23 protein-coding genes are annotated in these 25,028 nt (G+C 46.6%); 1 reads left to right on the plus strand and 22 read right to left on the minus strand.

Features of this window, described 5'->3' with window-relative positions:
* Window positions 1-277: 277 nt before the first annotated feature.
* The 20 genes from LCM10_RS12275 to LCM10_RS12370 all read right to left on the minus strand — a co-directional run bounded on the left by LCM10_RS12275 (window position 278) and on the right by LCM10_RS12370 (window position 22,886).
* Complete coding sequence (locus tag LCM10_RS12275; RefSeq protein WP_224876962.1) at window positions 278-2,455, minus strand: malate synthase G; 2,178 nt, start codon at window positions 2,453-2,455, stop codon at window positions 278-280.
* Between the two features lie 251 nt (window positions 2,456-2,706).
* The gene (locus LCM10_RS12280) at window positions 2,707-4,170 is read right to left on the minus strand and encodes an FAD-linked oxidase C-terminal domain-containing protein (RefSeq protein ID WP_412103401.1); all 1,464 of its coding nucleotides are present in this window, start codon (window positions 4,168-4,170) and stop codon (window positions 2,707-2,709) included.
* A gap of 2 nt (window positions 4,171-4,172) precedes the next feature.
* Entirely contained in the window at window positions 4,173-5,525 is a 1,353-nt protein-coding gene (locus LCM10_RS12285) for a (Fe-S)-binding protein (RefSeq protein WP_224876566.1), read from the minus strand.
* Window positions 5,526-6,836: an FAD-binding oxidoreductase gene (locus LCM10_RS12290; protein WP_224876567.1), complete on the minus strand. Its 1,311-nt coding sequence runs from the start codon at window positions 6,834-6,836 to the stop codon at window positions 5,526-5,528. It abuts the gene before it with no gap.
* A 64-nt stretch (window positions 6,837-6,900) separates the two neighbouring features.
* On the minus strand, window positions 6,901-7,587 hold the full coding sequence (locus LCM10_RS12295) for a FadR/GntR family transcriptional regulator (RefSeq protein ID WP_224876964.1): 687 nt from the start codon (window positions 7,585-7,587) through the stop codon (window positions 6,901-6,903).
* Window positions 7,588-7,846: 259 nt separating this feature from the next.
* Complete coding sequence (locus tag LCM10_RS12300) at window positions 7,847-8,281, minus strand: hypothetical protein (RefSeq protein ID WP_224876568.1); 435 nt, start codon at window positions 8,279-8,281, stop codon at window positions 7,847-7,849.
* A gap of 168 nt (window positions 8,282-8,449) precedes the next feature.
* Window positions 8,450-9,328, minus strand: coding sequence for an N-acetylmuramoyl-L-alanine amidase family protein (locus tag LCM10_RS12305; RefSeq protein WP_224876569.1), 879 nt, complete (start codon window positions 9,326-9,328; stop codon window positions 8,450-8,452).
* A gap of 100 nt (window positions 9,329-9,428) precedes the next feature.
* Entirely contained in the window at window positions 9,429-10,121 is a 693-nt protein-coding gene (locus LCM10_RS12310) for a DUF5694 domain-containing protein (RefSeq protein ID WP_224876570.1), read from the minus strand.
* Window positions 10,122-10,144: 23 nt separating this feature from the next.
* Entirely contained in the window at window positions 10,145-10,918 is a 774-nt protein-coding gene (locus tag LCM10_RS12315; protein ID WP_224876571.1) for a Cof-type HAD-IIB family hydrolase, read from the minus strand.
* Window positions 10,887-11,825 carry an alpha/beta hydrolase gene (locus LCM10_RS12320; RefSeq protein ID WP_224876572.1) on the minus strand — a complete coding sequence of 313 codons (939 nt, stop codon included), beginning with the start codon at window positions 11,823-11,825 and terminating at the stop codon, window positions 10,887-10,889. Before LCM10_RS12320 ends, LCM10_RS12315 begins: the two co-directional genes overlap by 32 nt.
* A gap of 17 nt (window positions 11,826-11,842) precedes the next feature.
* Entirely contained in the window at window positions 11,843-12,178 is a 336-nt protein-coding gene (locus tag LCM10_RS12325; protein ID WP_224876573.1) for a hypothetical protein, read from the minus strand.
* 12 nt (window positions 12,179-12,190) lie between these two features.
* A complete protein-coding gene (locus LCM10_RS12330; RefSeq protein WP_224876574.1) occupies window positions 12,191-13,036 on the minus strand; it encodes a protein phosphatase 2C domain-containing protein in 846 nt (281 codons plus the stop codon).
* A 131-nt stretch (window positions 13,037-13,167) separates the two neighbouring features.
* Window positions 13,168-13,821 carry a 2OG-Fe(II) oxygenase gene (locus LCM10_RS12335; protein WP_224876575.1) on the minus strand — a complete coding sequence of 218 codons (654 nt, stop codon included), beginning with the start codon at window positions 13,819-13,821 and terminating at the stop codon, window positions 13,168-13,170.
* A gap of 342 nt (window positions 13,822-14,163) precedes the next feature.
* Window positions 14,164-14,739 carry a hypothetical protein gene (locus tag LCM10_RS12340; protein WP_224876576.1) on the minus strand — a complete coding sequence of 192 codons (576 nt, stop codon included), beginning with the start codon at window positions 14,737-14,739 and terminating at the stop codon, window positions 14,164-14,166.
* Between the two features lie 107 nt (window positions 14,740-14,846).
* A complete protein-coding gene (locus tag LCM10_RS12345; protein WP_224876577.1) occupies window positions 14,847-16,919 on the minus strand; it encodes a DUF4179 domain-containing protein in 2,073 nt (690 codons plus the stop codon).
* A 167-nt stretch (window positions 16,920-17,086) separates the two neighbouring features.
* Window positions 17,087-18,226 carry a metallophosphoesterase gene (locus LCM10_RS12350; protein WP_224876578.1) on the minus strand — a complete coding sequence of 380 codons (1,140 nt, stop codon included), beginning with the start codon at window positions 18,224-18,226 and terminating at the stop codon, window positions 17,087-17,089.
* Window positions 18,227-18,339: 113 nt separating this feature from the next.
* Window positions 18,340-19,806 carry a sodium:solute symporter family protein gene (locus LCM10_RS12355; RefSeq protein ID WP_224876579.1) on the minus strand — a complete coding sequence of 489 codons (1,467 nt, stop codon included), beginning with the start codon at window positions 19,804-19,806 and terminating at the stop codon, window positions 18,340-18,342.
* On the minus strand, window positions 19,806-20,027 hold the full coding sequence (locus LCM10_RS12360) for a DUF3311 domain-containing protein (protein WP_224876580.1): 222 nt from the start codon (window positions 20,025-20,027) through the stop codon (window positions 19,806-19,808). Before LCM10_RS12360 ends, LCM10_RS12355 begins: the two co-directional genes overlap by 1 nt.
* Complete coding sequence (locus LCM10_RS12365; RefSeq protein ID WP_224876581.1) at window positions 20,024-21,634, minus strand: amidohydrolase; 1,611 nt, start codon at window positions 21,632-21,634, stop codon at window positions 20,024-20,026. Before LCM10_RS12365 ends, LCM10_RS12360 begins: the two co-directional genes overlap by 4 nt.
* Before the next feature lie 16 nt (window positions 21,635-21,650).
* On the minus strand, window positions 21,651-22,886 hold the full coding sequence (locus LCM10_RS12370) for a Zn-dependent hydrolase (protein ID WP_224876582.1): 1,236 nt from the start codon (window positions 22,884-22,886) through the stop codon (window positions 21,651-21,653).
* Window positions 22,887-23,580: 694 nt separating this feature from the next.
* Here LCM10_RS12370 and LCM10_RS12375 point away from each other — a divergent pair.
* Entirely contained in the window at window positions 23,581-23,865 is a 285-nt protein-coding gene (locus LCM10_RS12375) for a hypothetical protein (RefSeq protein WP_318247496.1), read from the plus strand.
* A 58-nt stretch (window positions 23,866-23,923) separates the two neighbouring features.
* Here LCM10_RS12375 and LCM10_RS12380 read toward each other — a convergent pair whose 3' ends face one another.
* On the minus strand, window positions 23,924-24,298 hold the full coding sequence (locus tag LCM10_RS12380; RefSeq protein ID WP_224876583.1) for a glyoxalase superfamily protein: 375 nt from the start codon (window positions 24,296-24,298) through the stop codon (window positions 23,924-23,926).
* A 275-nt stretch (window positions 24,299-24,573) separates the two neighbouring features.
* Window positions 24,574-24,900 carry a hypothetical protein gene (locus LCM10_RS12385; protein WP_224876584.1) on the minus strand — a complete coding sequence of 109 codons (327 nt, stop codon included), beginning with the start codon at window positions 24,898-24,900 and terminating at the stop codon, window positions 24,574-24,576.
* Window positions 24,901-25,028: the final 128 nt, after the last annotated feature.

Consider the following 25,028-nt stretch of genomic DNA (forward strand, 5'->3'; position numbering starts at 1 on the left):
ATCAAAATATGAAATATATTATCAAAATATGGATTTTATTATCAAAAAACTAAATTTATTATCAAATATCGAATTTTATTATCAAAAAACAAAATTCATTATCAAATATCGGATTTTATTATCAAAAAACTAAATTTATTATCAAATACTGGTCCTTATTACCAAAAACCAGATTGCCCCCATTCATCGACTCTCTACTAACCGCCACAAGAGAGCCCCACTATGAAAAAGCAGGGCATTCCTCTACAGCAGAATGCCCTCCCTTTCCATCAAACTATTATCTCTTAACCGGATACTTCGCCTTCGCTTCGATCCGTCTCTTGTGAAGGATCGGCTCAGTGTATCCGTTCGGTTGATCATATCCTTTGAAGACTAAGTCGCATGTAGCCTGGAACGCGACCGAGTTATCAAAATCCGGCGCCATCGGACGGTACTCAGGGTCCCCTGCATTCTGGCCGTCAACGACTTTCGCCATGCGCTTGAGGGTTTCCATCACCTGCTCTTCTGTGCAGATGCCATGGTGAAGCCAGTTTGCCATATGCTGACTGGAAATCCTGAGCGTCGCACGGTCTTCCATCAACCCGACATTGTTGATGTCAGGTACTTTGGAGCAGCCCACTCCCTGTTCGACCCAGCGGACGACATAGCCAAGGATCCCTTGTGCGTTATTATCAAGCTCCTGCTGGATTTCTTCAGCCGACCATGATGGATTCTCTGCCGTCGGGATTGTAAGAATATCATCAATCAGATCTTCCCTCTTTTCAGCAAGCGCTTCCTGTACACTCGGTACAAACACTTCATGGTAATGCAAGGCGTGCAATGTAGCGGCTGTCGGTGATGGCACCCAAGCCGTATTGGCTCCAGCCTGCAAGTGACCGATCTTCTGCTGCATCATATCAGCCATCCTGTCAGGCATCGCCCACATCCCTTTACCGATTTGCGCATGTCCCTCGAATCCTGCAGACAATCCTACCTGCACATTCGATTTTTCATATCCTTGCAGCCATTTGGTCGCTTTCATATCATTCTTTCTGATCATCGGCCCCGCTTCCATCGACGTGTGCATTTCATCACCCGTGCGATCAAGGAACCCGGTGTTGATGAAGACGATCCGTTCCCTCACTTCATTGATACAGTTCTTTAAGTTCAAGGTCGTGCGTCTTTCCTCATCCATGACCCCGATCTTTAGCGTATGCCTATCCAAATCAAGAAGATCCTCTACGCGGTTGAAAAGCTCATTGGCGAATGCCACTTCTTTAGATCCATGCATTTTCGGCTTCACGATGTAAACGGAGCCTTTTCGAGTATTTTGATAGCTTCCCGTTCCACGCAGCGTATGCTTGGCTATTAAACTCGTCATCACCGTATCCAGGATTCCTTCCTGTACCTCGTTCCCGTCTTGATCGAGGACGGCACTGTTCGTCATGAGATGCCCCACGTTCCTGACAAACATAAGCGAGCGTCCGGAAAGGGTCGTTTCATCCCCAGCAGGAGTCTTGTAAACGCGATCGGAGTTCAACGTACGCGTCAGCTTTTTTCCTCCTTTTTCAAAAACCGAAGACAAGTCACCCTTCATCAGGCCCAGCCAGTTCCGATAGACAAGTACTTTATCCTCTGCGTCTACCGCTGCTACCGAGTCTTCACAGTCCATGATTGTCGTAACGGCAGATTCAAGGACAATATCCTTGATCTTGGCGTCATCCGATGCACCGATTGGATGCTTTTCATCAAACTGGATTTCGATGTGTAGACGGTTGTTTTTTAATAGAATGGAAGATGGATCGGATGCTTCTCCCTGGTACCCTGCAAACTTGGTTTCATCCGCCAAAACAGCCTGTTTTCCATTTGCTAATGTAACCGATAATTTTCCGTCGATGACTTCGTATTTCAATGCTTCTTTATGGGAGGCGCCTTGTAGCGGGACGGCCTGGTCAAGGAAGTTACGGCCAAAATCGATGACCTTCTCACCACGTACCGGATTATACGGCCCTTTTCGTTCTGCACCATTCTCTTCACTGATGGCATCCGTTCCATAAAGGGCGTCGTACAGGCTTCCCCACCTTGCATTCGCTGCGTTGATGGCATAGCGGGCATTGTTCACGGGAACGACCAGCTGCGGCCCGGCCTGCAGAGCCACTTCGTCGTCTACATTTTCCGTTGTGACACTGAAATCTTCCACTTCCGGTTCTAAGTAGCCGATTTCATGTAAAAACGCCTTATACTGAGTGAATTCAGCATCCTTGTTCTCTTTATGCCACTTGTTGAGCTTTTCCTGAAATTCATCACGGCGTGCAAGAAGCTCTTTGTTCTTAGGTGTGAGTTCCCCGACCAGCGCACCGAAATCCGACCAGAACGCATCCTTATCCAGGCCGGTGCCTGGAAGCACTTCGGAATTAACAAATTCAAATAGCTGTTCGTCTACCTTTAGTGATCCTGCACTTACATAGTTACTCATCATCCATTCCTCCTATTTGGTCGACAGAAGTGTTTCTTATTAAGAAACACTGTTTCACATTTTATTTACCACGATCATATCATGTTCCTGATTGCTTATCAATTAATTTTCAAATAATTCCGCATTTTCACCAGAGGGTCGAAGTCACGTAATAATGTTTCATGAAAAAGAACCTCTTGCACGTTCGGCGCAGATGGAAGATCGGGTCTATTCGGTTCCCGAAATCTCCCCGTCATCAATTCAACTATCAATTACGAACGGACCGCTTCCTGCCTTTCCTTCAACTCTTTTTTCACTTCCACACAGCGTCCCGGGCTCGGGAAAAGTTTACCGGCATTCAGTAGATTATGCGGATTGAAAACTTCCCGGATGTCACTTTGAGCAATGATTTCATCATCGTTGAAGACAAATCTCATTTCTTCTTTCTTTTCGATCCCGACACCATGCTCACCGGTAATGGATCCTCCAGCATCGGCGCAGGCCTTCAGACATTCACTTCCTGCTTTCAACGCTTTATCGGTTTCACCCGGTACCCGTGCATCGAATAGGACAAGCGGGTGCAGATTCCCATCACCTGCATGAAAGATATTGGCGATCCTCAAGCCATACTTATCGCTTATCCCATTGATTTTTTTCAACACTTCCGGCAGTCTGCTCCTAGGGATGACCCCGTCCTGTACAAGGTAGTCCGGCGAGATGGCACCCATTGCTCCGAATCCGGTCTTCCGGTTCGCCCACCATCTTCCGCGCTCCTCTTCATTCTGTGCCACTTTCACTTCCCTGACGTTCCTCGTTCTGCAAACTTCTAAAATCTGATGAATCTGCTCATCGATCCCGGCTGAAATTCCATCTACTTCGATCAATAGCAGGGCTTCAATATCCTTGGGATGACCGACCGGAAAAGCCGCAGCCTCGACTCCTTCAATCGCGATTTTATCCATCATTTCAAGAGCTGCCGGGACAATCCCCTTGGATATGATGTCTGAAACCGCCTGACTTCCATCTTCGACCCGATCGAAATAGGCAAGCACCGTCTGCTTCGATTCGGGATTTTTCAGGATACGGACCGTGATTTTCGTGACAATCCCAAGCGTCCCCTCGGAACCTGTCAAGAGGCCGAGTAAATCATAGCCAGGAGTATCCGGGATCCCATTTCCGCCAATGTTAATGATGTTTCCATCCGGAAGGACAACTTCGAGTCCGAGGATGTGATTGGTGGTGACGCCGTATTTCAGGCAGTGAGCGCCTCCGGCATTTTCGGCGACGTTACCCCCAATCGTACAACAGTATTGACTGGAAGGATCGGGTGCATAGTAATAGCCTCGATCCGAGATGGAATGAGTGAGCTTCAGATTCACAAAGCCAGGTTCCACGACTGCCCGTCGATTCTCGAGATCGACGCTTAACAGTCGTTTCATCCGCACGAGGCTGATGATGACTTCGCCGTTGATCGGGATGGCACCTCCTGAAAGACCGGTCCCGGCACCCCTTGCCAAAAAAGGCAGACCATTCTCTGAACAATATTTTACAAGTGCCGCTACCTCATCTGTATCTTTCGGGAATACCACTGCCTTGGGAAGATGCTTATGAAGGGTGAAGCCGTCGCAGTCATAGGCGATCAGATCCTCCTTTTGATAAAGAATTCCGTTCGGACCGCTGACCAGTGCTGCCAGACCTTTAATATGGGGATCCTTCGTTTTCAACTTCTTCAGCATCATCATTCTCCCTCCCTTTCACGATCTTCTTTCTGATATGCCCAATCAAGTAGCTGGACGGTATGGACGACCCGCTGATCCTTGCCGTATTTCTTGACACCCATCGCCATCTGCAGCATGCAACCAGGATTGCCCATTGAGATCATGTCAACATCCTCAGGCACATTCTGCATCTTGCTTTCGAGGACGGCTCCAGCCATTTCCGGGTTCGTAATATTGTAAATCCCGGCACTTCCACAGCAACGGTCGGAATTCGGCATATGCACCATTTCGACTCCCGGTATCGTCAATAACAGATCACGGGGCTCCTGGCGTACACCCTGGCCATGCGCCAAGTGGCATGCATCGTGATAGGTGATGCGCGTATTCATTTCTGCCTTCGGTTTATCATAGCCTGTGTCATGAAGATATTTTGAAATATCCTCGACTTTGTCGGCAAATTCCTCTGCCTTCTCCTTCCATTCAGGATCTTCATGGAACAACTCAGGATAGTCTTTCATCATGCAACCGCACCCGGCAGCATTCACCACAACCTTTTCACTATCTTTAAATGCTTCCATATTCTGCTTCGCAAGCTTACGGCCCATCTCCCTGTCTCCCGAGTGGACATGCAGGGCACCGCAACACGTCTGGTTTTTCGGAATGACCACATCATTTCCGTTCCTCGTCAGCACGTTGATGGTCGCGTCATTGATTTCACCGAACATCACATCCATCACACATCCCGTCAGGACGGAAACCTCACGCTTCGTCTTCCCTTTCGCTTTAATGATGGTTTCATTTTTATATTTTTGCCGCACGGATTGCTTGATTTCTGGCATGATCGCCTCCATCTCGACCAGGTGCTTCGGCATCACATTGATCAACCCCGTCTTGCGAACTAGTGTCTGGGCACCGCTCTTTTGATAAAATTTGAGCATCCCACCCAGCGCGTTCAGCCTGTTCGGATGAGGGAAGAGTCCCTCAAGGAATGTCTTGCTGACCATCCCTTTCCATCCTTTAAGGGGCATTGCCTGTCTGATCTGCCCCCTCGCCTCCTCAATCAGTCCGCCTACATCGACATCCGCAGGGCAAGCCGTCGTACAGGCACGGCAGTCGAGACATGCATAAACAGGGTCCATGAATTGTTCATTCACCTCAAGCTTCCCTTCGGCGACCGACTTGATCAAATGAACACGGCCCCGCGGGGAATGCTGTTCCTGTCCAGTCAGTTCATAGGTTGGACATGATTCCAGACACATCCCGCAGTGGACACAGTCTGCCCACTTATTTTCGTCCGGCTTATCACTCCATAAATAGTTGCCGAGGCTCGTCTCGGTACAGGGCGGTGCTTTCTTCAGCTCTTTTACACTCACCTAGATCCCTCCTACAAATCGTTTATGATTCAATACTGAATTTGGGTCCACTTTTGATTTGATTCCTTGGAGTAAAAAGAAGTAAGACGGTGGCTCTCCCCACACATTGATTTTTTGACGCTCTCTGAACGGAAGGCTTTTGACGACAACATATCCTCCCACTTTTTCGACGGATGTTCGAAGTTCTCTGATGGCAGAAAGTACATCTTCCCCTGCCCCGGCGATATGCACGGTGCATAATCCATGGCCAAGTCCACCATGGGCTTGAATTTTCACTTGGCGGCTTCCCATAAGCGCCTCACCTTGCTCAAACACGTGGAGCACATCAAGATTGACAACTCCAACCTTAAGGAGGGCATTCTGTTCAGAATCCGTGGCCCCCTCTGCTCCCATCGCATAAATGGCATTCCAAAACCTTCTCGTCTCATCCTCCCTGTAGATGGAAATCCCACTGCCTTCAGGCAACATTTTAGCCACCATATCCTCTTGATATCGAACAGAGCTTTCCACATCCTCAAAGCTCATCGCCACTGTATACTTCCCCACACCCGCCAGCTTTTCTGAAAGCTCCGGATTGATCAGTTGGAGTGACGTCGGTTCCAGCACGGAATCAAGGACTTCAGTGGCAAAAGCCCTCAGCCGGTCCCCCAGTACATCTTCCGGAAACGTAATGAGCACCAAGCTTTCGCATGCAGCGATCGGACGGAGCTTGAGCGTCACTTCGGTCATGACACCGAGTGTTCCCATCGAACCGATGAACAATTTGTTCATGTCATAACCAGCGACATTCTTTACGACTTTCCCCCCGGACCGAATGATCGTACCATCCGGATAAACAATCCGGAGACCAATGACATTATCCCTGGCTGAACCGTAGCCAAGTCTTTTGGGACCGCTTTCATTCGCGGCGATGATCCCCCCTATTGTGGCCTTTTCTGGCAAGGCAGGATCGAGTGCGATTTTTTGTCCGTGTTTTGCGAGATATGTTTGCAGTTCTTTGAAGGTGGTTCCCGCTTTAACCGTCATCGTAAGGTCACCCGTGGCATGCTCGACTACACCTGTATAATGTGACATCGATAAGACGAGATCTGCTTCTTCGATTACACCACCAAATCCTTTCTTGGATCCAGCACCTTCGATGATTACCTTCTTCCCATGTTCATTTGCATACTTTAAAACGGAAGCAACCTCTTCTTCAGAAGTTGGATACACGACCAACCTTCCACCATTCCCATAGGAGTCGATTGTACCTTCCCCGATCCTCTCTTCTGGAATGGCATGTTTCAGCTCCATCACAAGCTCAGATAGCATAGCTTACACCCCTTGTTTTGTAATAAGAAACACCGTTTCACTAAATTGCGTAAAAAAGAACGCCTTATAGTTGGATAAGTACGTTATTCACTAATACCGTTTCAACATAATCCAGATGAAGAATCATGTTTTCCCTGGCTGTATCTGGCTGTTTGGACTCGATCGAATTCAGGATCCTCTCATGCTGTTCCAGGATCCGGACCGAAATCTCTTCGTTGCTTTGAATTTGCTGATGAACGTCGCTCATCGCTTTCCTCGTTGCGGCTGAAATGAAGTCCATCAATCCGGTGAGAATTTGGTTCCCGGCTATGCCGGCAATCTTCATGTGAAAGGCATAATCCGCTTCCCCTTTGTTTCCATCTTCACTCAAGAGATGTTGAAGCACTTCGACATCCTCATCTGATCGGACGGTTGCAGCGATTTCTGCAAGTCCAGGCTCGAGCATCTTCCTTACTTGATACAGTTCCCTTATATCTTTCGTATTGGGCAGCATCAATCGCGAAGCAAATAGACTGCTGGAATCGAATGAACATACATAAGCACCTTCCCCCTGTTTGACCTGCAGGATCCCTCTTCCCTTTAACGTCGTCATCGCATCACGGACCGCTGACCTTCCCACCTCGAACATGTCGCAGAGCTCCCGGACAGAAGGAAGCTTCTCACCAGCTTTGAACATCCCAGACCTGATCATTTCCTCAATCCTGTCCTCGACCTGCTCCGAAACCTTCTTTGTCGAAATCTTTCCGACCATCAAGACATTCACCACCTCTCCATTCTCTGAGATTCCACCCCGTTGTCACATATCTGATAAGTTAAGTATGACTCTATTAAACCACCAAAAAATAGAAATTACAATAAATATTTAGAATTTAATAAAAATTCAAAAAGAAGGTACGTCCCTCACGATGGTAGCGCGTTACCACAGCGAGGGACGTACCTTCAAATGGAGTATAGACAGCCGATAGTTGCAGCTGGGATTGCTGATTCCAGGATTGATAACCAACCCATGCTCACATCGCCTCCATCGTCAAAATTGCCGTTATCATTATGACCACCACCGATGCCAGAAAAAATGGCGTGATAGGCAATTGAAATACCTTGATCGTTTCATCCTTCGAGAACTTAAACGCATACCTCATAAAAATCCGTTCCTCATTGATCATATGACTGGAGTAATAAGGTCCGAAAATATTGATGATCATTAAGAAGAAACTAGTCACAAATAGCGTATTAAGGATGGTGTAATGAAACGTGTAAGCAATGAGCAAATCACAAAAGATGATTGCCACAAGAAGGATGAAAGAGAGAAAAAGCACTAGGATAGCAGGATGATAACGACCTCCATACTTGCCGCTAATCCATACTTCCGCTCTTTCCCAAAGCTTTGAAACTAGTACAATGCATGAGATTCCGATGAATATATTGGCAAATGCCCACAGCAGCATGAAGACCCCACTCCCTCCAAATCCAAACTAACCATCAACTCATGGTCCTTACCCTATACGTAAACAACCCCAACAAAGTTTCAATTTTTTGGAAAAAATTCATGGTTAAGGTACGTCCCTCGATGCACTACCGCATTACCGCATTGAGGGACGTACCTTTTTGTTGCTTCAAGCCCTGATTTCCACGAATCGGGGCGAGGCCGTTATATAATATTTGTGCCCGCGCGAGTTCTCGACTTCATACATGTAGGCTCCTTCGACCGACAGTTTACGCAAGATGACCGGAAATCCGTACTGATCCTTCACAGTCCCTGCCTTATACGCATCATCGAAGGTCGGCCTGCTATAAAAATCCAGCCCCTCGATTCCTTTGTAACGACTTACGAGCCGCTTGCCACCATACCCCTCTGAAGCGACTGGGTACATGGCCACACGCCGTCCCTTTCGACCATCCACATAAGGGACACCAAAGTAATCGCAAATCCCACGAGCCTGTTCAGATGCCACTTCACGTTGAAAATCCTCGTTGATCATCAATAGCGCTTCCCTTTCATTGTCCATGAAACCATTTTCCACAACCACTGCCGCTTTGTTGAATTCCCTCGTCATATGTAGATTCTGTTCAATGATACCCCGAAACAGTTGTTTTGTTCCCCGTTTCAAATAGTTCGCGATACTCTCGGCAAGCCTTCTGTCATTCGAATCATTGAAATACACATGAAGCGAATGTCCTTCGGGGTCTCTCCCATCCCCATCAAATTTCCCATCATATGCGTTGTAATGATTTGAAATCAATGCATCTGCTCCCACCGAATTGGCGAGTCGCGTCCGCTCTTTCAGAGAAATATCTTCATCGGTCGGTGCGGTCAGAATTGTCCTGAATCCACAATTCTCAAGTTCTTCCCGTAAAAAGAAGGTCACCCTCTCATTGAATTCATTCTCCCTGATCCTCCTGCCGATGGATTTAATAAAAGGGGTTCCCTTCCCGGCTGTCCTCATCCCATGGCCATCATCCAACGCAATTAAATAATCACTCGCTTTTGTCATACATATCCCTCCTTCTACTTGATAAATATCCGTAGAAGGAAAAAAAGGATACGACTGAACGAAAAAAGAGCCATAAAGTACAGCTCTCTTTCTGAAACTGTTATGTGTATTCACCAAAAGGGTTTATCACGTTCCAACCTGCTCCCTTAAAGAGATTCCTGAGCATCCATACATGATCATTCCCGATGAGAAGGAAGATCCTTTCCCCTTCACCGTCCGCAATGTCCAGGACATTTTTGAAAATCCTCAGTTCCCTTTCCATCCATCTTTTCAAGAAATCCATCCCGGGCTCCTGATCTTCCTGTGTGACTCTCACAAAGGAAAGATACAATGCTTCCAATTTCTCTATGAACTTTTCATCATTGAGTTTAGTATATGATTCCAAGATATGTATGCCCTCTCGAACTTCAGGTTGATGATTCTGAATGGATTCCATCCTACGCACTACATCAGGGAATTCCTGCATAGCCCCATAGAGAGACTCGACATGTTCCCCGGTCAGTTGACCTTCCCAATTCACTGCATATACCCTGTCATGTTGCATCCTATGTCCAAGCCGGAATCCTATTTGATGAATTTCATGCAGATGATCCGCCCCGTTGCCCTTAGCCATATATTGCTTATTCAATGTACCGTGATCATCGTGATTCCATTCCAGGGCTACTTTTGTTGGCTGATAAACAGCTATCCGTTCCACAAGGTCCTCCAGTTCCCTTTGCTTTTCAGCAATAAGATCCCCACCTTGTAAAAAATGAAACGTTCCAACCAGTATGATCTCATTTGATTTCTGCATAAGCCACTCCGTATTGAATGATTTTAAATAATACAAAACTCCTTCAACGCATACACAATCCCGTCTTCACCCGATTTTTCCGTTACAAAATCTGCGACTTCCTTTAACCGTTCATGACCATTTCCCATGGCAATCCCGAGTCCGGCAAGTTCCAGCATGTCGATGTCATTTTCGCCATCACCGAATGCAATCGCCTGTGAAGATTCCAATTGAAAATAGTCCAGAACTTTTTTAATCGCGAGCGATTTCGAAACATCCTCTTTCAACACATTCAACACAAATGGATGCCACCTTTTAAAGGTCAGGTGTGGAAATCTTCGAATATATTTATCTACCTGTTCATCATCTGCGAACAAACACATCAAATATACTTCTTTATTAAAAATCTCGTTTTCAATCATCGGATACTCTTCCAGAGACAGAGTCTCTTTCAAGGCATTCATTACGTCTGCATTCTGTATCCCATTCATACTGAACCCTTCCGTATAGAATGACAGCCCATGTTTTTCTTCTTCGGAAAACTCAACCACTTCCTTGACGACGGTGGAGTCCATCGCAACTTTATGGAGCACTTCTTCATGGTGCTTCACGTATGCTCCGTTTGCGGATATGACCGTATCGATTCCAAGCTCCCTTATTTCACTGCACATTGATAACGGCCTTCCCGTAGCAGCCACCACGACCAATCCTTTATCCTTTAATAATTTGATGGCATCTTTTGTATTCTGTGGAATACTCCCATCCTCGTGATGCGTAAGGGTACCATCAATATCGAAGAAAACGATTTTGTACTCCATCCTGATCCTCCTTTGTTAGGGATTCTGCCTTTAGACAGAATCCAGCAAACCTCTTTATACATTCAACAAGTAGTTCTGGTTGATCTTTATGTATTTCATGGTCACTGCCCTCTGCTATGATGAGTTCGCCTTTACTGGATAATTCGGCTAACTTGATCTGCAACTCCCTCCAGACCCGTTCATGAAGGACGGCTTCTTCTTCGGGGATACCAAATTCGATGAATGGCTTGGCTGACAGTTCTTGATCCCTGGCAATGACGAGAAGGGGGATATCAGGGAAATCCCCTCCGGACATGATTTCACGGCTGCTTTCACCCCAGCACCGGAACTCATCGGCTACGGTACTGAAAAAATTTGGTCTAGTGATGAACGCTTCAAACTCATTGTCTACGCTTCTATGTAAGCCTTTGAAATCTTCTATTTTTTTATTAAACTCCATCCGTAATTCTGCTTTTGATTTTTTCGAGTAGTGCAGGTTTCCATCAACCATTTTTTCCAGAGAGATCAAAGAATTCATGACCGGGAGATCAAGATCATATATTCGTTGGAAGTGGTGAGAGGTGGCATCGATCAAGAGAATGCCTTTCAATTTCTCCGGAAACATCCTGGCATATTGCTGGGCGCATAAACCTCCAAACGAATGCCCGGCTAAAATGAATTCTGCAATATTCAGCTCTTCGATGAGGGTATGGAGCTCCATTGCAATAGCCGAAGCGGTCCTTCCTTCACGAGGAGCACGACTTCTTCCATAACCCGCCCTATGGTAAAGGATCATTGTAAAGTCGTCTTTCAGCTCTTCAATAAACGGGATCCACTCGTAAAAGGAGTTCCCGATTCCGGTCTCGATTACCAGAACTTCATCTCCTACCCCCGTCTTAACATATTCAAGGTTTGATTTCCCGTCCATCCCATTACCTCCTTGCTTCATATCGAACCCGTAACCTTTCTCCTATTCGATCTGACCATGGAAACCCACCAACCACACAAATAGAGATAACCAAACAATAAGTAATAAGCCCATGACGAACCGTGCTTCAAGTGAAATATCCACTGTTCAAGCTCGTCCTGATTCTCCATCCTCGTTTCAATCCCATTTATGATGCCCACCACCGGTATGGACAAAGCGACTAAAATAGTGAAAAGCGGCACCCATACATGCCTCTTTAGCTTAATTGAGTAAATGGCTCCTCCAATCGTCAATAAGATGAATGAATAATAAATGACCCAAAACCATTGAGGTAGCGTTTCAAAGTTATACATGTAGCATCCTCCTTAGAATTCAATCACGATTCCAGCCTTATCATCACTTTTCTTGAACCTCGGATAGCTGATGCATTCACTATCTGAATCTTCGAGGACAAGCAAGTCCATTGCATACTGCCGAATCCCTTTTTCAACAATCTCTTTGGCAACCCAATTCCAATAAGACGTATTTGGAGGAACATCCCCAGAAGGCAACAACAAACCATCCGTGAACAGGATGAGGTGGGTCAATCCGGTCCGGTTGATTTTCCCCCATTCAAAATAATGACTTGCTTCCGGTTCACCGTTGAGGACACCGTATCCTCCTTCCGTGTTGCTCTGTTGCCTATTTTCAAGTATGATCGGTTTCACTTCAGGCATGATCTCAGCTCTTGTCTGCATTCCTTCATTGATGCACGCTTTCCATTTATTCACGGCCTTCACTTCCAGGTGCTCGACCTGCAACCTCGTTAATGGTCTTACTTCCCCTGTCCGATAAACAGCGACTATCATGCAATCGCCTGTCTGGATGTACTCTATCCCATGTCGTGATATCTTTACGACGGCTAGCGCGGTACCCCATAGCTGTTCTTTCTTGCCTAGATCAATTCCAGACTCTTGCATCTTCATGTTCAACGTATGATTGATCGTTCGGGCTGCATCATAGAGGTTTTCTTCGTCTCTTAAACCTGACTCAAAATAATCCTTCGCTGTGTGGGACGCGAGGAAGCCTCCTGTCAGATTCTCTTTTGACCGGAAGTCTACAAGGGATGATACACCATCAGCGACACCGAATATGGACTGATGTTCATTGATGATCAACGCATCTTCATTCAACCATCCATCACCTTTGATCGTCATATGATTGATCTTCATGTGATCCCGCCTTTTCCAAAGGTTCTATGAAAATAGTAACATATATTTACAGTTTATTTTGAAAACCCAACCATTTTTCTGCCAAAAAAAGACTGCCGACACGGTCGACAGTCCTTCATGTATTACCCTATTTATCTATATTCTTTTCTTCTCATCCATTGTGTCGCTGCCCATTTATCACCAATGATGACTGGACCTCCGCCGTGCAGGGTGAGTTCGTTCAATTCTTCATTATCATAGAAATATTCGAAGTACACAGCCATCCCTTTTTGAGGTGAAACAGAGAAATTCAGTTTCGGGAAGTAGGTTTCTCCGCCCTCTTCAACGTCATTCAAGTACATAACGAGCGTACTGATTCTCGGATTTTTCACGGGTTGGTGCGATGCCGACCGGAAGAAATCAAAGTGTGCCTTGTATTCCTGGCCGATTTGATAGTTCAGGACTTGAAGGCCTTCCCCATGTGCAACTGGGATATTCATAATCTGGGAAACTCTTTTTTCTATTTTTGCAACGACATCATTTTCTGCTTCCTCGAAAAACATGCTGCTGCTTGTCCTGATGTCATCTACGTTCCTTGTGTTTCCGATTTTCGAGCGGTTCATCCTGTCCTTTGACAGCTGAATGAGTGCGTCACATTCTTCATCACTTAACACATTCCCCAAAACGACGATGCATGGCTCTTCCATTTTGGCGATGATCTGAACCTCGCGATCTTCCGTTCTGATCTTATTTCCTGTGTGATGAAAAATACTTTGTTCCTTAACAACCGTTTCATGTGTTTCCATTGTCAACTTTCCTCAACCTCTTCACTTTTTATAATATTCCGAATACTCCAGGAAAACGACGCATCCGGCAGGTTAAACAATCCTAAAACTGAACGCAGCTATAACAGCAGGCAGGAACGATGGTTGTCATGTCCACAGTGATCTCCGGAACATGACTAGGAGTAAATTTTTGTTTTAATTTTACACCGGTTGAGGAGGAAAGAGAAGTGCTAATTCACCCTCCTGAAGGCTTATTTTTGACGAAATTGGTACAAATGTGTTTGGGAGGATAAAAAGAGAACGGCCAAGCTTTTGGCTGCTCTCTTTTATTATCAATACTCTTTTAGGTTGCAATTGCTATCGTCACTCTTCCCCGACACGATGCCACTTCAAATCCTTATCATCAAAAATATGGGTACCCTGAGGATATCCATAATAATAAAGTTTTTCCCCTTTTGCATTATAGGCGGCTGCATCCATAAAGTCGATCTGCTGGCTGAATGGGAATACGAAGGAAACACGCTCCCCCTTCCCCACTTGCTTTCTCTCACGATTGTCGCTTTCCCCTGCTTCGATGTATGCCACTTCCTCATCATTCGACTCTATGCTTAAGTAGCAAAAGGCTTCATCTTCGTCCGCATAGCTCATCCCACCGATGGTTTGAAGCTCATCTTCCCGAATGGGGATATAGGTGGATGTACGGCTGACATAGAAGGGTCCTTCCTTTTCGGATAAAACGGTCCGATATTCATTCTCCTTGTCGCTCTTAAATAATAGGAGAACGTCTCCGCCTACCTCCTGCGTTTCGATGAGGGCATCATCCCCGGATATGAAAGGCTTGCCCTTCGCTGCACCGAGTGCTGTGAAACGATATCCCGAAAGAAAGAATATAATTGAGAGCAGCATTCCAACCATCATCACTGAAACCCATCTTTTCATTCTTTCCCCCTCCTTCCCAAACAAACAGGGGCTCATCCCCAAATGGGAAGCCCCCTGTAAAAACCTAGCCCGATTTAAAAGGAGCTACATATGACAATTGCCTGCTCTTAGTTCAAATCAAGCTTAATTTTGTCATCCACGTACTTCGTGGTTGAATACCCTTCAATTTCCAGGGAGACAGGGACCACTTTCTCTCCGGTCTCATTATTTAACAACTGAAAGCTTTCCACGGTCTGGAAATAACGCGGCTGCTCGATTTCCTGGTAGCGAAAAGGCGTGTTACGGATGTCGTATTCTTTCCCATGCTTATCGACGAGGACCCCTTCAGAATTCATGCCCATCGCCATGCTATCGTAATCATCTTTCCCCTTCACATGAAACTGGAGGGATTCGAACTCCCGGTCTTTGAGTTCGTGGTTGCTGATGATGATTTCCGTAGGAAAACCGACTTCCAGCTTATCGATCGATATCGTACTTCCAAGATACTCAAATGTCTGTGGATACTCCTTCGTCACATCAAGGTCAATCGATGTTTGATCCTGAACCGACATATGAATGGATCCGAACTGTGCGGTCACTTCATCAATGTCTTCCCCGTACAGGGATTCAAACTGGGTCTGAAGACGATTCCATTCCCTCTGTCCCGGCGCGTCGACGAAAGAAATGTTATAAATGTCCGATTTCAATGTCCGGTCGCCTGCATGAATGCGGTCAAAGCTGAGAATGTCAATTCGTTTGTCGGGCAGCTCATGCTTATAGCTGTATTGAAGGATAGTTGCCGTCGGCGCGATGATCAATTTCTCCAGACGTACCGGAATCCCTTCCACTTCGGTTTCTTGCTTCAGCTCGTATTCGGTGGAATCATGCTTCGTGACAGGTATCTCGAAATTCCACTCACCACTCGCGAATTCCATTTCTTCATACCCCCAAGGAAGAAATTCATCGGGGTGTTCGGGATCCTTCTTTAATTTTTGAAGCTTCTTGATATTCAATTGGACGGTCCCGCTCTCTTTACTCAATGGCAAAAGGCTCATCTGCCCCTGATAGATATTCTTTTCATCATGTACGTCCGTGGGGGTGATCGGCGGTTTATAGCCCGAGTATGCGTCCCGGTTCATGAGTTCCCTCTCATTCTGGACGAACACACCTTCATGGACATTGAGTACATACTGATTGTCTTTCTTGGTATCTTCGATTTCGTAGAAGACGAGCGTTTGAACGTCATCTGCGATTACACTTTTAATCGTGATTTTCACGCCTTCGCTTTCCGCTTCCAAGTTCAACCTTTCACCGAGTCCTTGCTGGAGATAGGTACCCAGGTCCTCCTGTTCTTCTGTCCAGGAATAGTAGATGTTGCTGAAGCTTCCAGTTGCAAACCCGGTGCACAGGAATAAGGCGAAAATTCCTGCAAATGCGAGACCCACGCGCTTACGCTTCTTTTTCTTCAGCCTTCTCTTTTCCTCTTTTTCATGCAGCCTACTCTTCACATTCTCCATCAAATCAGCCGGAGCCTTTATATCCCCTTGGATGCCGGTAAGGGTCAGCATGACATCTTGATAGGTTGCAAGATCATCCTGGCAATCGGCGCAATGATAGATATGCATCTCAAACTCTACCTTCTCAGGACGCCCAAGATTCCTTCCTAAATAATCGATATATTTAGGATGATATTCCTTGCATCCTTTAAAATCCTGCCCATATCCCAATTCGTTCCTCAAAGTCCGAACACCGGAGAATAGTCGTTCCTTTACCTTTTCCTCCTCGACTTGGAGAGTGCGGGCAGCTTCCTCAATCGATAGCCCCTTTATGTATGTTAGTGCAATCGCGGATTTGTCTTCAGCGTTCAGCCCATTCAAAGCAGCGTAAATATCCGGTCCGGTTCCATGCTCTTCTAGATCCCCTGTTTGCTTCACGACTGAAAGCTCACGGCATTCATTCCAGAAGATCGATGTAGCCCATCTCTCGAATGATGTCTCTTTATTAAAGCGCGGCAATCCTTCATGGATGTTCTGGATGGCTTGGAAAAATAATTCCTCCGTCTGCTCCCTAGTAAGATACACCCTCGCCAGTGCATAAAATGAATGCTGATGTTCCTCAAACCACCCGATGATGGATTCCATATCCCTTTCCCTGATCCTGCTGATCAGGAACGGATCTGAATGTACCTTGGCTGGAATCATTTCTGTCTCCCCTCTTTACTGGTTGATAAATGTCAAAATAATAAGAAAATAGTATGAATACATCTATGTTACCATATTCATCCACACACGGTAATGGCAGATTCATAGATTCTACTTAATCTTGGATAGGCCCCCCGTTGCATGCGAGCCTACTGTTCCCACAGAGGTCACATATTCAGCATAAGACGTTCTGATACACTCTTCTCCTGATATTCCACAAGAATGCCTTTCTTGATCCAACCTACCCCCCCGTCCTTCTTTATCAAATCATATCCGGTGCAGCAATCGTCGATCAGGGAGACGATGTCACCTTTTTTCACGCTAATATGTGCACACGAAACATCTGATATGGCTGTAAAATTACCCGGTTCAAGCTCTCGGATATACTCATTCTTCACAAAGAGGATGTCTTCTCTTCCATCTTGCTTGCAGGCAGTGAAGTGATGGGATGCTTGCACGGGCTGAAGTTCATACACCGGAAAGGAAATAGAACCTGCCGACACCATCTGGGGCTGGAAATCTTCCTTTACTTCGAAAACAGGGAAGTGATCAAGGTATGTATGAGAGAATGCGTCACCTTCGGCTGTCCGATCGATGATAAACGCATTCAGCTGTCCGGTCCTTTTGATGATGTTCCCCCCATCGATCGCGATGATTTTCTTGGTTTCATCGATGATGGGATTATTGGACGGGATATCTGTGGCGTAGTTTACGACCGGCCAGTGTCCGACAATGACATATTTGTCTGCTCTGTGTGATTTTTCAAGAAATGCCCTCATCGTAATGGCCGTGATCCGGTCGGTTTCCATCCAGTCTTCACGATCTTCAAGTCCCCCATGGACGAAGATATAGTCGTCTGCTTCAATGGCAGTCGGCAGTTTCATCAGCCATTCCATTTCGTTTGCGAAATGCAGGTTAAGCTGTTCTTTGATTTCTATTACCTCCGTTTCTTCCGTTAAGGTGAAACCAATCTCCTGTAGCCATTCATGGATGATGGAATGCTTTCTAGAATGAAGATAGTTCATTAATTTAGGGTTTTCTTCCAGCACATCTTCAACGAGCGTGTCACAATTGCCCTCCGTCACTAGGACATGGGGATGGCTTTCAGTCAATTCCATAACAAAGCGGACGACACCCGTACTATTATTTCCCTTCTCACAAAGATCTCCGTTCAGGATCAGATAATCCTCCCTGCTGAACGATACCTTATCCAATAACTTCTTAAATAGATCCAATTCTCCATGAATGTCGGAAATCACAATGATTCTTGCATCCCGAGGAATGGTAATATAGTTGACTTTATTCACGTTCGGACGCCCCTTTCTAGCTCTCCACCCCATTTTAACATAAATTTCCTGATGTCCTGATTGAAGAAAGAAAAAACGGGTGGGAACCATAAAGGTTCCACACCCGAACTTGATTAGCCGATATTACGGTATTCCTCCGCGATTTCCATACTTTTCTGCCTGGATAGGGAACTAATGACGATCACGATGACCACATTGCAGATCAATCCGAGAATGCCAGCGTGAATATCATATGGAGTGGATTCTGCGACAAGTTGATAATAGTAGTTGACGAATGTACCCACGACGAGCCCAGTTATGACAGCCGGACCGGTCACCTTTTTTGAATAAAGGGCACCATAGACACCAGGTGCGAATTGCACAATTGAACCATATGCCCCGAGCAGAAGTGCGATGAGTCCCTGCCCGCCGAACACCGTGATCGCATAGGCAAGACCCCCTACCACGAATACACCCGCTCGCATGACGAATAGAGTGGTTTGATCGGGAAGATCCCGCTTGATGTTTTTGATGACGCCATCGGTGAATTCAAGGGATGCACTGTGCGTGATGGCATCGGCAGTCGACATCGCAGCGGCGAGTGCCCCCGCACCGACGAGACCATACACCCAGCCGGGAAGACTGAGGACGGTGGTGATCAGGTACGGAAGGATTTCATCCGGAGCCCCGATATCGGCTGGATTGACCACGTTTACGGCTGAAAAACCGACAAATAGGAGCGGGATCAAGAATAGTGCGAATACCGGATACACCAACACCGTTTTCTTGATGGTGCGTGCGTTTGACGCATACGATTTGGAGAAAAGATGCGGCCACATCAGGAATCCGATAAGGGATACCAGGATGGTTGTCGTGTAGGCTGTACTGGACATGGACGACCCTTCACTTCCAATTTCAAAGAGTTGCGGAGAATCCTGTACCAGATTCGTGAACATCTCCCCGACGCTCCCATGCAGCTGGTTCACGATCGATAATCCGACCACCCAGGAGATGATAATCATCAAGAGCCCCTGAAAGACATCAGACCAGGCTGCTGCCCGGAGTCCACCGGTCGCTACATATACAACAACGATCCCATAGGCGAGCAAAGCCCCCAGCCAAAGTGGGATCCGCCCCTCCGTCATGATATTGAATATGTACGCCATACCTTTCATTTGGGTAGCCAAGTATTGAATGGAAGCAAGCAGGGCGATGATCCCTATCAGGATTGGCAGGGTCCTGCCTCCGTAGCGTTTCTTCATGAAGCCTGCAACCGTATAGATATTGAATTTGCGGCCAATCTTCCCGATCTTCGGACCGATGATGTACCAAGGAAGGATCGCAAATGCGGTATACGTTAAGATATAAAGTGCGGGTGCCCCCTTTGAATAGGCCCACCCGGGAGCTCCCAAGAATGAAAAGGCACTGAACACGGCCCCACCCATCAAGAACCACATCACAATCAGTCCGAGTCCTCCACCTGCCACCGTAAACTCATCCAGTGAATTTTTATCATGACCCCTCCCGGCCATCACACCGACAATGAGTGCGATCACCAGGTAACCGATCATCATGATCATTGCAATCTGCCAATCTGCCATCAGTTTACCCCCTCTTCGTCTTTGTCGGGATCGATTCGATAGAGCGCGAGTACGATCAGGAAGGTGACGATGATCCACAGAATCACCCAGAACACCGAGAACGGCATCCCCATCACGACAGGTGTCGCCCGATTCCCGATTGCAAAAAGAGGGAATATCAATAGTAGGAACGGAATCCCAAGTGATATGCAATACAAGTTTGTAAATGTACGTTTACTCATTTGACGGCCTCCTTATTCGCTGTATATTCGATGTTCCCATCCAAAATGGTCCATTCAACCTTCAACTCTCTTAATCTTCCTGGATCACACGTTAAGATTGACCCATTCAATACAACGAGGTCTGCAAGCTTACCTGGTTCGATACTGCCTTTGAGATGTTCTTCAAAACTCGCATAAGCCCCGTTCCATGTATAAGCCTTGATCGCCTCCTGAACGGTGATCCGCTGTTCCGCCCCGATGACATCCCCCCATTTACTTTCACGAGTGACTGCCGTGTAGATTCCATGAATCGGATCTTCAGAGGTAATCGGACTGTCAGAGCCGATGGCAAAAGGGATGCCCTCATCCGCGTAGCTCCTTAACGGGAACATCACGTTCACCCTCTCACCATAGTCCCTGACATAGCCGTCCCCGAACTCGTGGATGAAGGCGGGATTCGGGACCGGGATGATTTTCAACTCTTTCATTAGTTGGAGCAGATCTTTTGGCACCATCCCCGCATGTTCGATCCGGTGGCGGTGATCCTCACGCTTGCTGTTATCCGTTGCCCTCCGGATTGCCTCGATCATCATTTCCACCGCTTCATCACCGATGGCATGGGCTGTAATCTGCCATCCTGACTCATGAGCTTGTCCGAGCGTTTCATTTAATTCTTCCTCATTCAAATATAAAATCCCGGATTCATCCGGATTACTCGAGTAAGGTTCCCTTGTCTTGGCGGTCGGACCGCTGCTGCTGCCGTCGATGAATACCTTGGCCGGTCCGATTTTCATCCATTCATCTCCGAGGCCCGTCCCAATTCCGCTTGAAAGGCCGTTACGCACCATCCCGGGAGAATCATGAAGTGACCCATAAAGGGCGTAGACCCTTTGCTTGACCCGCTTTTCCTTAACGGCTTTATGAAGGAAACGGATATGATCGGGGCCATACCCGCCGGCATCGTGGACACTCGTGATCCCTTTTGCGAGAAAATCTCGGGAAGCAAGCTCCAGTCCATGCTGTACCTCTTCTTCTGAATAGTTCGCAAAGAGGAACATGTTCATATGGGCCGCTTCCAATAAGAGGCCGGTGAGTTCTCCTCCCTCCCGATCATATTTACCTCCTGCCGGGTCTTCCGAATGGGAGTCGATCCCGGCTAGCTCCAACGCTTTGCTGTTGACACAGGAAATGTGCCCGCATGTCCTGACAACGATGATCGGGTGCTCGGTGGATACCTGATCGAGGTCCCACCGAGTCGGATGCCTGCCTTCCTCGTAGTGGTTCTGGTTATAACCCCAGCCTCTGATCCAGTGTCCCTCGGGTGTAACATCCGCCTTTTCTTTCAGTTTTGATATAAGTTCCATGATGCTCGACACTTCTTTCCCATTCACCCCGAGCTTATTGGTACCATACAATTCTAGATGTGCATGGGCATCAATGAAGCCTGGCAGCATGCTCCTTCCTTCCAAGTTCACGATCTGCGTCCGCTCATTTGCAAGGGGCAGGATTTCTTCATTTGTTCCCACCGCGATGATCTTGTTCCCATCAATGGCCACCGCTTCACTTACGGAAAATTCAGAATCAACCGTGACTACTTCTCCATTCATGAAGAGCATCGTCGCCCTCACATCAACACCTCCTCGTCTAAGACTGACTGATCCGGACAGCTGTCGCATACAGCAGCCCTACTCCCTTTTCAATGTCTTCCATCTCTGCGAATTCGAGCGGATTATGACTGATCCCTTTTTCACAACGAACAAAAATCATCCCGTAATCACAAATATAGGACATGATCAAAGCATCATGGAACGGACCGCTCATCAAAGTTGGGGCATCGAGACCAAGCTTTTCTTCTTCCTCTTTCATGATATCCTTGATCCAATCGGCACAATATCTCGGTTCACTCCGGGTATCTTCTTTAATCTCGGATTTAAGATCGAAGCTCGCGGATGTTTCTTCAATGATCTTATATAGTTTTTCCTCAAGCTTCGTGCGGGCCTCAAGATCGATATCGCGAAGATCGACGGTGAACTCCACCTTCTCCGCAATGATATTCCTGGAGTTAGGGAATACCTGCATGCTGCCCACGGTCCCCACCGTTGTTTCCGATCCTTCCGTTTTGACAAGTTCATCGAATTTCCTGATGATTTCAGAAGCACCCACAAGGGCATCCTGTCTCATCGGCATCGGAACCGATCCTGCATGACCGGCAAATCCTTCAAGTGTGACGGTCAACCAGATCGGACCTGAAATCCCAGATACGATCCCGACAGGTCTGTTCTTCTGTTCAAGTACCGGACCTTGTTCGATGTGAAGTTCGAGGAATGCTTCAATATCCCCTTTTTGATAGGCCGGACTTCCTGAAAGATCAGGCTCGACACCGAATTCCTTCAGCGCTTCCCGTCTCGTGATCCCTTGTTTGTCCTTCCGTTCAAGTTCGCCTTCCTCAAGCATGCCTGCCAAGCCGCGGACTCCGAAAATCCCTTTATTGAAACGGCTTCCCTCTTCGTCAGAAAAGCAGATTACTTCGATTGAACGTGCTGGGGTGATTCCATTTTCCCTCATGCTGTGGACAACTTCGATTGCCCCCAGTGCCCCTGCGGTCCCGTCGAACCGTCCCCCGTATGGCTGGGAATCAATATGGGAACCGAGTACGAGGATCGGCTTATCCGGTTCTGTCCCTTCCACCCTTCCAATCAAGTTACCGAATCCATCTATCTTAGCTGTCAAACCTGCTTCTTCCATCCACCCTTTTACCACTTCTACTGCCTGACGATCTTCTTTGGAATGAGCAAGGCGGCATACACCGGTTTCCCCGATTTTCCCTATTTCTGCGAGTTCCTCCAAATGGCGCTTCAAACGATCTCCATTGATTAACATCGATTATGCAACCTCCTTAATCGAACTGGACAGCATGCGCTTCGGCTTACCGCCCTATTTTTATAGACTTATAGATAAGTGTATGTTGAAACAGCGTATGATTCATTAGACACTTTGTCTATAAATGCGTGAGCAACCCTTACATGATGTAAAAAAGAATGAATATTCGGAAAATAAAAGACTGAACTCTCCTTCCTTTGTCTTGTTAGGTTCTATAGAAGTAGGGTAGAGTCCTGCCGTTTGGCTTAAAATGGAACAAAGGGCATAGTCCTACATCCATGGGCGGGTCTAACGGAAAGGGAAATGTGGGGGTTATTTGAGCACGGGTACTCGTTACATATCAGATTCTATATAAGTAATCCGACCTAGATGGTGTTGGGCGTGCTGGACGGAAAGTATCACTGTGACAAATGAACATATGCATCTGCTTACCTCATCTTCAGCAAAGCCCATTCACCTTCATTATTGGCAGAATCCTCTCGTTCCCAAACAGTGGTGACGACTAATCAAACTGATAAAATAAGAATGATGATACCTTCTCGATCAGACATGACCTTTTATTTTTTGTAACTCTTTCTCGCAATATAAAACCCCAAAGAGTTCATGGGTTGCATTGTTATCGATAAGGTTTTGATTCCTTTTCAAAAAAAGCCACATATGATGTAGCAACTCTTCTTTTTAAAGAAAGGTGATCATGATGAATCAACCATACAATAATTACAGGCCACATGGCGGTGGAGGCCATGCAAGTTGGGGAAATGGGCATGGGCACGCCTCTTGGGGACACGGCGGGAACTGGAATCAAGGAGGAAACTGGGGATATCACGGTTGGGGATACCCTGGTTTCGCTGCAGGGACTGTGACGGGTCTTGCCCTCGGTGCTGCTGCATCACCTGGCCCCTACCCTGTACCAGCTCCATATCCCTACCCGTACCCTTATCCTTATTCACCACCTTACTCACCTTATCCACAATATTAATGAAACCCGATAAGCCCCCACTCTTACGTTTAGAGACAGGGGCTTTTCTTTCGTAATGTCAGCATCCTTGATAGAATATAATCTTATTCCCGAACGGGTCGATCATTTGAAACTCTTTTGTTTGCCAAGGGGTATGTTCTATGTGCGGTTTTGCAAACCGGTAATTCTTATTTGTGATGCTGGTAAGAAAGCGGTCGATCCCATCCACCTCGATTCGGACGGCAGCACCTGGGCTGGAATCCCCATGGTGTTCTGACAGGTGCAGCATACAGTTTCCTTTAGACACCTGCATGTAAAGAGGAAGTGATTCTTCAAATGCATGCTCCCAATCCAAATCGAATTCCATGATTTTTATGTAAAATTCTTTTGCCTTTTCAACATCGAATATTCTCAAGATAGGGATCGTTTTATTAAAATGGATATTCTCGTTCAATTATGCCCCTCCTTTATAATTGATTCTTCTATCATCACTTTCTCCATAAACCATGAAATTCCTCCAACTAGGCAGTTTATAAATCTGTTATTTTCGTTTATAGAATGAACAAGGTGAATCGAATAGAATAGTAATTGTTTCGAAATCTCTCTTCCGACATGAAGAATCCCCGAGGAAGTAGTCTTTCACGGAATCGGGCATCGGTGTTTAACAGAGTCCTTTGTCCTTTCAACAAAAAAACCTCACCACATTCGAGCTGCAGTGAGGGCCTAGATCTATTTTTTATGTTTAAACACCGCCTTGGCTGTGTTCTTCAATACTTTCGATGAAGTGTCGACCGTTTTACCTACAACGTCATTTCCGGTGCTCGAGACATTCTTGATGACATCGGATGCCGCATCCGTCGCTTTCCCTACCAAACCGCCCTTTCCCGAGACGGTTTTCACAATGTCATTGGTACTGTCGACAGCTTTGTGAACAAGGTCATTCGCTTGGCTGCTCGTGTTCTTGATGACGTTTTCCCTTTTCTTTTGATCTGAGATAGCAATCCCCTCCTTGATGTATTCTCTAATACGTATGTACGGTGAAGGGACAATATTCAATTTTTCAGGAAAAGATTGGATCCCCCTCCTTCTGGGAGGAACGCGAAAGCAGTAAAGAGTCCTTGGCGGTACGCTCTAAACCCTTATCATTTGCCTCTCTTTCCCGGTCCCTTTACACTTGCGTTAGG

It is taken from the genome of Rossellomorea aquimaris (genome assembly GCF_020171925.1).
Lineage (GTDB): Bacteria > Bacillota > Bacilli > Bacillales > Bacillaceae_B > Rossellomorea > Rossellomorea aquimaris_F.